10 protein-coding genes are annotated in these 12,145 nt (G+C 67.9%); 7 read left to right on the forward strand and 3 right to left on the reverse strand.

The genetic code is table 11. The features are described 5' to 3' along the window. Nucleotides 1-143 precede the first annotated feature (143 nt). From OLX23_RS12410 to OLX23_RS12430, 5 genes are all read left to right on the forward strand, one after another. Entirely contained in the window at nucleotides 144-953 is an 810-nt protein-coding gene (locus OLX23_RS12410; RefSeq protein ID WP_264445312.1) for a hypothetical protein, read from the forward strand. Nucleotides 954-976: 23 nt separating this feature from the next. After that, nucleotides 977-2,170: a hypothetical protein gene (locus tag OLX23_RS12415; RefSeq protein WP_264445313.1), complete on the forward strand. Its 1,194-nt coding sequence runs from the start codon at nucleotides 977-979 to the stop codon at nucleotides 2,168-2,170. Between the two features lie 11 nt (nucleotides 2,171-2,181). After that, on the forward strand, nucleotides 2,182-3,873 hold the full coding sequence (locus tag OLX23_RS12420) for a DUF1592 domain-containing protein (protein ID WP_264445314.1): 1,692 nt from the start codon (nucleotides 2,182-2,184) through the stop codon (nucleotides 3,871-3,873). A gap of 23 nt (nucleotides 3,874-3,896) precedes the next feature. Next, nucleotides 3,897-5,240: a DUF1552 domain-containing protein gene (locus OLX23_RS12425; RefSeq protein WP_264445315.1), complete on the forward strand. Its 1,344-nt coding sequence runs from the start codon at nucleotides 3,897-3,899 to the stop codon at nucleotides 5,238-5,240. Between the two features lie 76 nt (nucleotides 5,241-5,316). After that, on the forward strand, nucleotides 5,317-5,970 hold the full coding sequence (locus OLX23_RS12430; protein ID WP_264445316.1) for a cytochrome b/b6 domain-containing protein: 654 nt from the start codon (nucleotides 5,317-5,319) through the stop codon (nucleotides 5,968-5,970). Here OLX23_RS12430 and OLX23_RS12435 read toward each other — a convergent pair. The 3 genes from OLX23_RS12435 to OLX23_RS12445 form a co-directional block, all read right to left on the reverse strand. Continuing rightward, nucleotides 5,956-7,380, reverse strand: coding sequence for a PepSY-associated TM helix domain-containing protein (locus tag OLX23_RS12435; RefSeq protein WP_264445317.1), 1,425 nt, complete (start codon nucleotides 7,378-7,380; stop codon nucleotides 5,956-5,958). The two genes, OLX23_RS12430 and OLX23_RS12435, sit on opposite strands and share 15 nt — an antisense overlap. A 2-nt stretch (nucleotides 7,381-7,382) precedes the next feature. After that, nucleotides 7,383-9,731, reverse strand: a complete 2,349-nt coding sequence (locus OLX23_RS12440) for a TonB-dependent receptor (RefSeq protein WP_264445318.1) — start codon at nucleotides 9,729-9,731, stop codon at nucleotides 7,383-7,385. A 93-nt stretch (nucleotides 9,732-9,824) separates the two neighbouring features. Next, nucleotides 9,825-10,226 (reverse strand): DUF2946 family protein, encoded by a 402-nt coding sequence (locus OLX23_RS12445; RefSeq protein WP_264445319.1) that lies wholly within the window; start codon nucleotides 10,224-10,226, stop codon nucleotides 9,825-9,827. 88 nt (nucleotides 10,227-10,314) lie between these two features. Between OLX23_RS12445 and OLX23_RS12450 the strand changes: the two genes are divergently transcribed. Then, on the forward strand, nucleotides 10,315-11,331 hold the full coding sequence (locus tag OLX23_RS12450) for a FecCD family ABC transporter permease (RefSeq protein WP_264445320.1): 1,017 nt from the start codon (nucleotides 10,315-10,317) through the stop codon (nucleotides 11,329-11,331). Continuing rightward, complete coding sequence (locus OLX23_RS12455) at nucleotides 11,325-12,101, forward strand: ABC transporter ATP-binding protein (protein WP_264445321.1); 777 nt, start codon at nucleotides 11,325-11,327, stop codon at nucleotides 12,099-12,101. Before OLX23_RS12450 ends, OLX23_RS12455 begins: the two co-directional genes overlap by 7 nt. The last annotated feature ends 44 nt before the right edge of the window (nucleotides 12,102-12,145 follow it).

Below are 12,145 nucleotides of genomic sequence, written 5' to 3' on the forward strand. Positions count from 1 at the left end.
AAAGGCTGCGACAATTTTCGTCTCGCATCGCGTTGACTAATTCAAAAGTTGAATTAGACTTTCGGCACGGCGACGTGATCCTCGATCGTGGTCGGCCGTGCGGGTGAACGTCGCAAAGCGACGGCCCACAGGAGAGCGATGCGATGAAGGGGCTAGCTTTAGCGGCCGCGGCGGCAGCCATTGTTTCGAGCGGCCTGGCGCTCGCGCAGCCGGTCGATCTGCCGATCCCGGCCGCGACCACCAGCGAGTTTCCGCCGGGCGTGACTCTCGGCAAGGCCGGTGGCGTCGCGGTCTATGCCGGGCCGGATGGGCGCACGCTCTATGGCATGGACATGCGCACCCTGCTGCGCGACGGCGCCGATCCCTCGCAGCATTGCCGAGAGGCCTGCGCACAGGTCTGGGAACCGCTGCTGGCGCCCGCCGGGGCCAAGCCAAACCTTATCTTCCCCATGGGCTTCGGTGAGCGCGGTCGCGCGCCGGTGCAGGGCGAATATGTCCAGAACGCCAAGGCGCCCGACTGGACGGTGATCGCCGGACCGCAGGGACCGCAGTGGGTCTACAAGGGCTGGCACTTGGTCTTCGTTCGCAAGGGCGAGGCGCCGGGCTCGGCCGCGCATGAAGGCGACGAGCGCATGGTGTGGAACACGCTCAAGCATGTGCCGCCTGCGCCCAAGCTGACCGCGCCGGTTAACGTGTCCGCGGCCTTCGTCGAGGGCGCCTATGCGCTGGTCGACAAGGAAGGACGCCTGCTCTTCACCGGCAGCTGCGCCGCTGCCTGTGCCGGATGGCAGCCGCTGGCGGCGGGGTTGGCCAGCCGCGGGGTCGGGGCCGATTGGACCGTGGATCGCGCCGCGGACCAGCCGCAATGGCTCTATCGCGGCAAGCCCGCCTACGTCGCCGAAGGGGCGGTTCAGGCCGATCTGCCTACCGGTGCCGTGGTGCTGCGGCCGTGACGACAGCGAACGAGGAGACAGCCATGGAAACCCCTGGACGCCTGCTGCGCATCGGTCTGTTCGGCTCGGCCTTGGCCGCAGTTTTTGCGCTCGGCGCGGTGGCGCCGACCTGGTTGCGCGCGCCCGCGGATGCCGCCGCGCCGCGGCCGCAACCCTTGCCCACGCCGCCGCCGGGCGGGGTCATGGGTTTCGTCGTCGACAGCTTCGTGCAGCCGGTGATCCAGGGCAAGGACGCCTGCCCGCAGGGTACCGCGCTCAAGCTGCGCGACGCCTATCTGGCGACCCTGCCGGCCGAGGAACGTGCGCAGCTCGAGCGCAAGGAGAACGAGGCGCAACTGACCCAGCGTTGGCACGCCTATGCCTTCGGCCCCGACAACACCAACGTCTGCTCGCAGCCCGACATGTTCGAGCGGCCGCTGCTGCGTACGGTGCAGAGCAAGAAGGCCTGGGGTCTCGATCTCGACGAGGGCAAGACCGACGACACCTGCGCACACGAGGCCTTCACCACGCCGACGGGCGAGCAGGGCATCGACAACCAGGAATACCGCGCGATGGGCTGCACGCTCGAATGGCGCGGGGTCGACGGCATCGCCGGCGACAACCAGACCGGCATGCGGCAGTTCATGTCCTCGGGCGAATGGACCCAGGTGATCCTGCTGCGCGGCGTCGACAGCCTGCAGAACGACGACGATGTCGAAGTGATCTATGCCAATACCCCCGACCGCCCCTTGGCCGACAGCAAGGGCCAGTTCCTGCGCGGCACCACTTTCACGATCAGCGACAAGGCGCCGCGCAACCGCAACGTCCTGCACGGGCGGATCAAGAACGGGGTGCTCACCACCGATCCCGCCGACATCGTCCTGACCCAGACCTGGGGACAGGGCGGCGCGCGTGACATCCGCGGCAACCGAACCAAGTGGCACTATGCCAAGGGCCGGCTGCGGCTCGCCTTCCAGCCCGACGGTTCGCTGCGCGGGGTCATGGGCGGCTATCGCCCGATCTTCGACGTGATCGTCAGCCCGGCGATCGGCGGCGCCGGATCGGCGATCGTCGCGGGTATCGACTGTGCGCAGAACCTGGCGACGCTGCGCCACTATGCCGACGGGCTCAAGAACCCGAAGACCGGCAAGTGCGAAGGCGTTTCCGCGGCCCAGGCGATCACCGCGATTCCGGCCTTCGTCAACGATGTTGCACCTGCGCGGACGGCTGCGAGATGATGATGAATTCCATGAAGCGAATGACCTGGGGTGCGGCGGCAGTGGCCTTGTCGGTGGTCGTGTCGGGTTGCGCGGCGAGCGATGCGCCGAAGACCGCCGTGGTCGAACAGGGGGAGCCGGCGCTTACGCGCGCCATGCCCGGCGCGCAGATCGTGGCGATGCGGCGGCTGACCGAGGCGCAGTATCGCAACATCATCGCCGATGTATTCGGACCCGACGTGGTCGTCGCCGGCCGCATCGAACCGATCGTGCGGCCCGTCCACGAGATGATCGCGAGCGGCGCGGCCGAAGCGTCGATCTCGCCCGCCGGGCTCGACCAGTTCGATGCCATGGCGCGCAACATCGCCGCGCAGGTCTTCGGCGAACAGCGCCGCGCGCAATTCGTGCCCTGCGTGCCCAGGGACGAGAAGCTCGCCGATCCTGCCTGCGCGGCCAAGGTGCTGACGCCGCTCGGCCGCTACCTGTTCCGCCGGCCGATGAGCCCGGCCGAGCAGGCCTTCTTCGTCAAGCTCGCGGGCGATGGCGCGGGACCCACAGGCTCGTTCCACAAGGGTCTCGAACTCGCGCTGGCCGCGATGCTGACCTCGCCGCGCTTCCTCTACGTGATCGAGAGCGCCGAGCCCGATCCGGCCAGGCCCGGTGAACTGCGGCTCGACGCCTGGTCCCGCGCGGCGCGGCTCTCGTTCCTGCTATGGAACACGACGCCGGGCGAGACGCTGCTGACCGCGGCCGAGAGCGGCAAGCTGACCGATCAGGCGCAGCTCAGGACCTTGGCGGAAGCCATGGTCGCCTCGCCGCGCTTCGAGCAGGGCGTGCGCGCCTTCTTCGCCGACATGCTGCTGTTCGAGAAGTTCGACGAGCTGTCGAAGGACCCGGTGATCTATCCCTATTTCAACCAGGACGTGGTCCAGGCGTTGCCCGAGCAGATGCTGCGTACGATCACCGATCACCTGGTCGCGCGCAATGGCGATTATCGCGACCTGTTCACCACCCAGCGCACCTTCATGACGCGTTCGCTCGGCGGGCTCTACCAGGTGCCGGTCGCTCGCTCGGCCGGCTGGGTGCCCTACGAATTCGCACCCGGCGACGATCGCGCCGGGCTGCTCGGGCAAGCCGGTTTCCTCGCGCTCTATTCGCATTCGGGCCGCTCTTCGCCGACCTTGCGCGGCCGTGCCGTGCGCGAGCTGCTGATGTGCGAGCCGGTGCCGAACCCGCCGGGCAACGTCAATTTCACCGCGGTGCAGGAGACGGGCAACAAGGCCAAGCCGACCGCGCGTATCCGTCTGCTCGCGCATGCCACCGATCCCTCGTGCTCGGGCTGCCACAAGATCACCGATCCGATCGGGCTCAGCCTCGAACGCTTCGACGGCCTCGGCATGGCGCGCAAGACCGAGAACGCCGCCTTGATCGACGCCAGCGGCGAGATGGACGGCAAGCCGTTCCAGGGCGCGATCGGTCTCGGCAAGACGATGGCCGCGAGCCCTTCGACGACCCAGTGCCTGTCGATGCGCGCGCTGTCCTATGCCACCGGCCGTTCGGGCGAGGACGTAGAGGAACTGGTCCCGGCGCTCGACCGGAAGTTCGCCGCGGGTGGCTATGGCATCCGGGCGCTGTTCACCCAGATCGCGACGATGCCCGAGGCCTATCGGGTGGTGACCAAGCCGCTGGCCGCGCCCGCCCACGTCTCGATGCTGACCCAGTAAGACAAGCCGGAAGGATCACCGTCATGGCATTCGATCTCAGCCGTCGCACCGCACTCAGGGGCATGATGAACGGCGCTGCCGTCGCCGTTGGCGTGCCGCTGCTAGATGCCTTCCTCGACGGCAACGGCACGGCCCTGGCCGCCACCGGCGCGCAGGTGCCGGTGCGCTTCGGTACCTGGTTCTGGGGGCTTGGGGTCAATCCCAGCCGCTGGTTCCCCGATACCGCAGGCGCCAATTACGAGCTCAAGCCCGAACTCGCGCCGATCAAGGACTATCAGGCGAAGATCAGCGTGCTCGGCAATTTCAACGTCATTCTCGATGGCGCGCCGAACCTGCCGCACGTCAGCGGCGGCCCGGCGATCCGCACCGGCCGCGCGCTGACCGCCGAGCGTGGCCTGCCCGGCGAGAGCTTCGACGTGACGATCGGCGACCAGATCGGCACGCGCACGCGCTTCCGTTCGCTCGACGCCTCGGCGATCGGCGATCCGCGCAATTCGCTGTCGGGCCGTGGCGGCGGCAATCTCAACCCGTCGGAGACCTCGGCCGCGGCGCTCTACACGCGCATCTTCGGCCCGGGCTTCAAGGATCCCAACAGCGCCACCTTCACCCCCGATCCGCAGGTCATGGCGCGGCGCTCGGTGCTGTCGGGCGTGACCGAGCAGCGCCAGGCGCTCGAAGCCGCGGTCGGCGCGGCCGACAAGCAGAAGCTCGACCAGTATTTCACCTCGCTGCGGCAGCTCGAGAAGCGTCTCGACGTCGAGCTGACCAAGCCCGAGCCGCTGCAAGCCTGTGTCGTGCCCGGCGCCAAGCCGCCCGAGATGAACGCGAGCGGCGACATCGAGGCGGTGATGAAGAACCACGAGATGATGGCCGACATGATGGTCATGGCGCTGGCCTGTGATCAGACACGCGTGTTCAACATGATGTTCAACAACGGCGCCTCGGCGCTGACGCGGATCGGCTCGACGATCACGCACCATCAGCTGACTCACGAGGAAGTGCTCGACAACCGCCTCGGCTATCAGCCCAACGCCACCTACTTCCTCACCAGGATCATGGACGCCTGGGTCTATTTCATCGCCGCGCTCGACAAGGTGCAGGAGGGCGACCGCACCCTGCTCGACAACACGCTGATCCTTGCGCACTCGGAAACCGAGTTCGCCAAGTTCCACACGATCGACAATATCCCGATGATGCTCGCCGGCCGTGCCGGTGGCCGCGTCAAGTCGGGTATCTACGTCGACGGTGCCGGCACCCCGGTCAGCCGCGTCGGCCTCACGCTCCAGCAGGTCATGGGCGTCTCGATCGACAAGTGGGGCTCCAAGTCCATGGAAACCAACAAGACCATCGGCGAACTGATCGCCTGAAAACAGGCTCCTGGCCGCTTCGCTTCCGCGACGATGCGCGATAGGATCGGTCTGCGGAGCGAATGAGGGAGTTGCTGTGAAAGTCTGGGATCTACCGACGCGTCTGTTCCACTGGTCCATCGTCCTGCTGGTCGGCTTCTCCTGGTGGAGCGCCGAGACCGGGCAGATGGACTGGCACTACAAGTCCGGTCTGACCGCGCTGATCCTGCTGGTGTTCCGCATCCTCTGGGGTTTCGTCGGCGGCAGCACCGCGCGCTTCGCCCAGTTCCTGAAATCGCCGATGGCCGCCGCCGCCTATCTGCGCCGGCCCAAGGACGCGCCGAAGCAGGGCGGCCACAATCCGCTCGGCGGCTATAGCGTGATCGCGATGCTGCTGGCCTTGATCGTCCAGGTCGGCACCGGACTTTTCGCGGTCGACATCGACGGCATCGAATCCGGGCCGCTCTCCTATCTCGTCGACTTCGATCAGGGGCGTGTCGCGGCAGAGGTGCACCACTTGGCCTTCACCGTCGTACAGATTCTCGTCGTGCTCCACCTCGTCGCGATCGCCTATTACCGGCTGCGTGGGCGCCGGCTGATCGTGCCGATGATTACCGGGCGCGACCGCCAGCTCACCTCCGGTGCAGAGGTGCTGACCGGCGGCGGCGCCTTGCGCGCCGTGATCGTCCTGGCGATCGCGCTCGGCCTGGGCTGGTGGGTCAGCCTCGGCGCGCCGCTAGGCGGGAGCTAGTCCCAGCCAGCGCGAGGCCGCCGGGATCCGGCTGAGGATCAGGCGTTCGGTCAGCAGGATCGCGATGAGCGACAGCGCGAGCATCGGCAGCAGCGTCGCGAGCGCCAGGACGATCGCGACGATCCCACGGATGCGCGCGGGCAGCGGCGGTAGCGGCGGCGCGCCGAGGCCACGCTCGGGCTTGCGCCGACGCCACAAGACGAAGCCGCTGACTGCCAGTGTCATCAGCATGAGCGCGGTCAGCACGCCGATCAGCTGGTTGACCCAGCCGAACAGCTGGCCTTCGTGCCAGGCCACGCCATAGCCGACCACGCGGTCGATCGCGTGCTTGTCGGCAAAGGTCTCGCGCGAGACTTCCTTGCCGGTCATCGTGTCGTAGGTCAGCGATACGCGTTGCGGGCGGTTCTGCGTGTCCGAGCGGACCGACCAGTTCGCGCTCGCCGCTGCGCCGAAGCGGCCGCTGGCGCCGGGCGGGCTCACGATCACCGGGAAGGGCAGGTGCTCACTTTCCGCGCGCACGACGATCTCGTTGAGCGTGACCGGCGCCATGCCGTGCATCGTGTGATCGTGCGTCATGCCCGGCATGGGCGGCATCGGCATGGGCATCGACTGGCCGGCGTCAGCAGCCATCATCGCCGCGTGGTCGTGGCCGGCATGCTCGTCGGCCGCAGCTTCGGCGGGCTGGCCACCGATCGTCCAGTCCTGCTTGCCTTTGACCCAGCCGAATTCGCCGCGCACGGTCTTGAACGCGCTGCCCCAGACCCCGGCCCAAGGCAGGCCGGTGACGAGCAGCACGAGTGCGAGGCCCGCCACCCAGAAGCCCGTCACCGCATGCAGGTCGCGCCAGAACGCGCGCTTGCCCGAGGCGAGTCGCGGCCAGACCACGCCGGCAAGTCCGGTTCCTTGCGGCCACCACAGGTAGAGCCCGGTCAGGATCATCACGATCGCCCAGCTTGCTGCCAGCTCGACGATCCAGCTTCCGCGCGGGCCGATCAGCAGTTCGCCATGGATGTCGTGGGCGATCTGCATGATCCGCGCGTCGGGATCGAGCACGCCGACGACCTTGCCCTGCGGCGAGACGAAGACGTCGCGCATGCCCCGGTCGCCGGCCAGCGAGACGTGGACCAGCGCAGCGTCGCCCAAGGTCTCGGGCAGGCGATAGGAATGGAACGTGGCGCCGGGCAGGGCGCGCGTGGCCGCTGCCACCTGGGCATCGGCGGCGACCAGCGCCGTGGTAGCAAAACCGCGATAGTCGCGTTCCTCCCAGCGCTCGACCTGCGGTTTGAACAGATAGACCGCGCCGGTCAGTGCCAGGATCAGCACCATCGGCACGACGAACAGCCCGGCGTAGAAATGCCAGCGCCAGATCGTGCGGTAGAGTCCCATGCGATCTTGTGACGTCCGGTCCATGGTTACAGCCTCCAGCCGGCTTCGACCAGGAAGGTCCGCTGCGGGTAGGGGTGGAACACCCATGCCCGGTCGTTGGTCAGGTTGTCCACGCCTGCCGACAGCCGAAGCTGATCGGTCAGCTTCCAGTTGACCCGCAGATCGAGCGCGAACAGCTCCGAGGTGAAGCCATAGGTGTCGCCGCGCTGCAGCCCGAACAGATCGGTGTTGGGGCGGCTGGCATAGCGCATGCCGAGCGAGGCCTCGACCGCCGGGGTCACGTCGTAGCGCAGGTTGGCATTGATCCTCCACTTGGGGATGCGCGGGAACTGCACGCCTTCGGCGGTGGGGTTCGATGCGTTCCTGATCGTCTTGGAATCGATGTAGGCGGCGTTGGCGTCGATCGCCATGCCCGGCAGCGGCCAGTCCTTGGTCTGGGCGATCAGCTCGAAACCGAATTGCCGGGTCAGGTCGATGTTCTTGTAGGTGGAGCTCGAAATCCCGTTCTGGTTGAAGCCGTAGAACTGGAAGATCGTGTTCTTCACCCGCTGCCAGAAGGCCGATCCCGTCAGCTTGATCGGGCCGAAGTCATGCGCGATCAGGAGGTTGGCGTCCTTGCTGCGCTCGGGCTTCAGGTTGATGTCGAAGCTGTTGGCATTGAACGTGCCGTCGCCGTTGAGGCTGCCCTGGAACAGTTCGCCGACGGTCGGATAGCGCGTCGCCATGGCCAGGCTGAGCTGGATCTGGGTCGCCGCATCGATCCGGTATTCGAACGAAAGGCTGGGATCGACCGAATCCGCCTGGCGCGCGGCATAGGTATTGCTCACCGGCGCGCTCGCGGTGTTCAGTCGGGTCAGCCCACCGTCATAGGCGCGCCAGTTGTCGTAGCGTGTGCCCAGGGTCACGGTCAGCGGATCGAACAGCAGCCGCGCCTCGGCCCAGGCCGAAAGCTGGCGCGACTTGCCGAAGGTGCGCGTCGAGAAAGCCTTGCCGGCGTCGCTCGTCCAGTTGGCCAGGGTGTAGCGCGTCTGATCGGTGCGATAGGCATTGCCGGTGAAGCCCAGCGCCAATTCGCGACGATCGGTCTTGTTCTCGATCGTCAGGTCGGCGGTCCACCAGCCCGTCGGCCCCTGCGAGGCCAGGGTGCCCGCGCCATTGCTGCGGCCCGTGACATAGCCGTTAGAGGTGAAGCCGTCCGAACGTGCGATCTGGTAGGTCGAGACCGCGAGCCTTGCGGTCGTGTCTTCTGCGATCGGAGCGCCCAGCTTCGCGCCGGCGAGGAACTCGTCGCGCAGGGTCTTGGAGAAGACGGCGCCCGAGGCCGTGTAGGTCTGGCTGCCGATCGTGACGCGGCCTTCGCAGACCGTGTTGCCGGCGGCATCGCGCAGATAGCAATCGGGCGCCGTCTGGCGATCCTCGTTGTGCCAATAGGCGAAGAGGAACTGCCCCGTCACGGTGCCGTCGTCGTAGCCGAGCTTGAGCTTGGCCTGTGCCTGGGTGATCCGCGCGGGCGATTGCGCGGCGAAGATCGGATTGGTCGGCGATCCAGGTACGGCCGGCGTCGCCTGCGCGGGCTGGCCGGGCAAGGTCGGCGGCAGGTTGGCCAGGCCGGTGCCGGCGTTGATGGCCTCGACCTGATTGGGATCGATCACCCCTCCGGTCACCGCCGTGCCGGCCGCACCGGTCGTCGGCACCAGGCCGTACCACATCATCGGCTGGCCCTCGTTGCGGAAGAAACGCCCGGTCACGCGCAGCGAAAACGGCCCGTCCTTCTGCTTCCAGCCGAGGCCGGCCTCGCCCGAATAGCCGTAGTAGTCGTCCTTGGTGCCGAACTGGCGATAGGGCTGGACGAAGCCCTGGACGGTCGCGAAGGCCTCGGTCCGTTCGGGATCGCGCGTCGTGATGTTGACGATCCCGCCCATCGAATTGCCGACATAGCGCGACGAATAGGGACCGTAGACGATGTCGAACTGCTCGACCTCGCCGGGTCCGACCACGCCCCACTTGGGTGCGAAGCCAAAGGAGTTGCCGAGGAAGTTCGAGACGACGAAACCGTCGACCATCACCAAGGTTCGCGCGCTCTGCGTCGAATGGGTGCCGCGGAAGCCGGGCACGCCGTTGCTGTCGCCCGAATAGCGTTTGCGCACGAAGAAGTTGGGCGCGTACTTCATCAGGTCTTCGGTGTTGAAGGCGTTGACCGCCGCGAGTTGTTCGGCGCCGAGACTGACGGCCAGCCCGCGCGGGGCGATTTCGATCGGCTTGTCGGTCTGGCCGACCACGAGGATCGAATCCTGCGGTGCTTCGGCCGCCTCTTCGGCGAATGCGGGTGCGGCGATGGTAAGCGCCATGGCGAGCGCGAACAGCGAAGTCTTCATGGGTATCTCGTCCTGAACCTTGGTCCGCGGCGCAGGCGCGCGCGGCTATTGTCTGTCGGCAGGCCCCAGCCGTGGTAGGGCCTGATCGTGGGTTCAGACGAGTGCGGGTGGTCCGCGCAGCGGCGGCCGGGCAAAACGGCGGCGCTGCAGCGGCAGGGCCTGCGCGGGGACGAAGCCCAGCGCGAGGATGAAGGCCAGCGCCAGCGCCAGCAGGAGCGGATCGGCGCCGTTCAGCGCGGGGAAGCCCAGCGCGGCATAGGGGCAGGTCTCGGAGGCCTTGGCCTGCGTTTCCTTGTCGCCGTGCGAGGCGGGGACGACGATCTGCTTGGTCACCGTGCTGCCGCTGGCGTCGGCGCAGATCTCGACGGTCAGGACCTTGCCATGCTGGCCGAGCATGTAGCCGGCCGGCACTGCGATCTTCATCGCCAGCGCGCAGACCACGATCATCGCCGCCAGAAGGCGGTGGCGATGGACGAGGGCGCGCAGGGCATGCATGGCGCCGCCCATAGTCGGCTTGTCGCACTGCGGCAATACCGGTAACCGGCAGCCGCAGCGAGAATGCCGGACAGAGCCAGGGGGGACCGTGAGCGCCGCGTCAATCGAAGTCCATCGCACTCGCCATCCGGCGCTGCTGCCGCTGCTGGTCGTGCTCGTGGTCGTTGCCGTCCTGGCTTCGCTGGGGCTCGGCGCCGTGCCGCTGGCCCCCGCGCGCATCGTCGCGGCGGCGATGGGCGAGGGCGATGCGATCACGCGGACAATCCTGTTCGAACTGCGCCTGCCGCGCGCACTGGTAGGCTTGATGGTCGGCGCCATGCTCGGGCTCGCGGGGGCCGTGCTGCAGGGCTATCTGCGCAATCCCCTGGCCGAGCCGTCGGTGCTCGGCGCCTCGAATTCGGCCGCACTCGGAGCGGTCGCGGCGATCTATTTCGGTTTTGCCGAATGGCATGCGGCGGCCTTGCCGGCGCTGGCGATCCTGACCGGGCTCGCCGCGCTGTTGCTGCTCTTCGCGCTCGCGGGGCGTTCGGAAAGCCCGCTGACCCTGATCCTCGCGGGCATCGCGGTCTCGACGCTCGCTGGCGCCGGGATCAGCCTGTCGCTCAATCTCTCGCCCAATCCCTTCGCGGCGATGGAGATCACCACCTGGCTGCTCGGCTCGATCGAGAACCGCTCGAGCCAGCATGTGCTGATCGCCTTGCCCTGCGTGGTCGCGGGTATCGCGCTGCTGCTGGTCGATGGTCGCGCGCTCGACGCGCTGGCGCTGGGCGAGGATGGCGCGCGTTCGCTGGGCTTCGATCTCGGCCGTGTGCGGCTGCGCGTCCTGCTCGGCGTCGCGATCGGCGTCGGCGGTGCGGTCGCGGTCTCGGGCTCGATCGGCTTCATCGGCCTGATCGTGCCGCATCTGGTCCGCCCGCTGACCGATCGCAGTCCTTCGTCGATCCTGATCCCCTCGATGCTCGGCGGCGCTGCGCTGCTGACCTTCGCCGACGTGCTGGTCCGGCTGATCCCTACCTCGAGCGAGCTCAAGCTCGGCGTCGTCACCGCCTTCCTCGGAGTGCCGGTCTTCCTTGTCCATCTTCTGCGGGAGCGGCGGCTATGGTGACGGTCAGCGTCGAAGGCCTGTCGGTCGCGCTCGGCCGGCGCGAGGTGGTCAGTGCGGTCAGCGCGCGGTTCCACGGCGGCGAACTCGTGGGCATCATCGGCCCGAACGGCGCGGGCAAGTCCACCCTCGTTCGCGCGATGCTCGGGCTCGTGCCGGCGCAGACGGGCAGCGTCTCGATCGACGGCGTCGCGGTCGGCCGGATGGCGGCGCGCGATCGCGCGCGGACGCTGGCCTATCTGCCCCAAGGTCAGACCTTGCACTGGCCGCTTGACGTCGAGCGGCTGGTCTCGCTGGGGCGGTTGCCGCATCTCGCGCCTTTGTCGCGGATCGGCGCCGACGACCGCGCCGCCGTGGCCGAGGCGATGGCGCGTGCCGATGTCGGCCATCTCGCGCACCGGATCGCGACGGAGCTGTCGGGCGGTGAGCGCGCGCGCGTCATGCTGGCGCGCGCACTGGCGGTCGGCGCGCAGGGTCTCGTGGTCGACGAGCCGCTGGCCGCGCTCGATCCCGGGCACCAGATCGACGTCATGGAACTGCTCGCGCGCGAGGCACACGCCGGCGCGCTGGTGGTGACCGTGCTCCACGACCTGACCATGGCCGCGCGCTATTGCGACCGGCTGATCCTGATGGACCAGGGCTGCGTCGTGGCCGAAGGCGCGCCGGCCGCGGTGCTGACCGCGGAAACTCTGCGAGGGGTCTACGGCATAAGCGCCAAGGTCGACCTTTCGGGCACGGCGCCGATGGTCGTGCCGCTGGAGCGCATTCGCTAAGTCAGCTCCGGCTTTACCAAGGAATGAACCGCGGTTATTGCAAT

It is taken from the genome of Novosphingobium sp. JCM 18896, from assembly GCF_025938095.1.
Lineage (GTDB): Bacteria > Pseudomonadota > Alphaproteobacteria > Sphingomonadales > Sphingomonadaceae > Novosphingobium.

Coding starts and splice junctions, on each gene's coding strand:
- OLX23_RS12440 (WP_264445318.1), bottom strand. CDS start 9,731: ATGAAGACTTCGCTGTTCGCGCTCGCCATGGCGCTTACCATCGCCGCA.
- OLX23_RS12455 (WP_264445321.1), top strand. CDS start 11,325: ATGGTGACGGTCAGCGTCGAAGGCCTGTCGGTCGCGCTCGGCCGGCGC.
- OLX23_RS12420 (WP_264445314.1), top strand. CDS start 2,182: ATGAAGCGAATGACCTGGGGTGCGGCGGCAGTGGCCTTGTCGGTGGTC.
- OLX23_RS12445 (WP_264445319.1), bottom strand. CDS start 10,226: ATGCATGCCCTGCGCGCCCTCGTCCATCGCCACCGCCTTCTGGCGGCG.
- OLX23_RS12415 (WP_264445313.1), top strand. CDS start 977: ATGGAAACCCCTGGACGCCTGCTGCGCATCGGTCTGTTCGGCTCGGCC.
- OLX23_RS12425 (WP_264445315.1), top strand. CDS start 3,897: ATGGCATTCGATCTCAGCCGTCGCACCGCACTCAGGGGCATGATGAAC.
- OLX23_RS12410 (WP_264445312.1), top strand. CDS start 144: ATGAAGGGGCTAGCTTTAGCGGCCGCGGCGGCAGCCATTGTTTCGAGC.
- OLX23_RS12435 (WP_264445317.1), bottom strand. CDS start 7,380: ATGGACCGGACGTCACAAGATCGCATGGGACTCTACCGCACGATCTGG.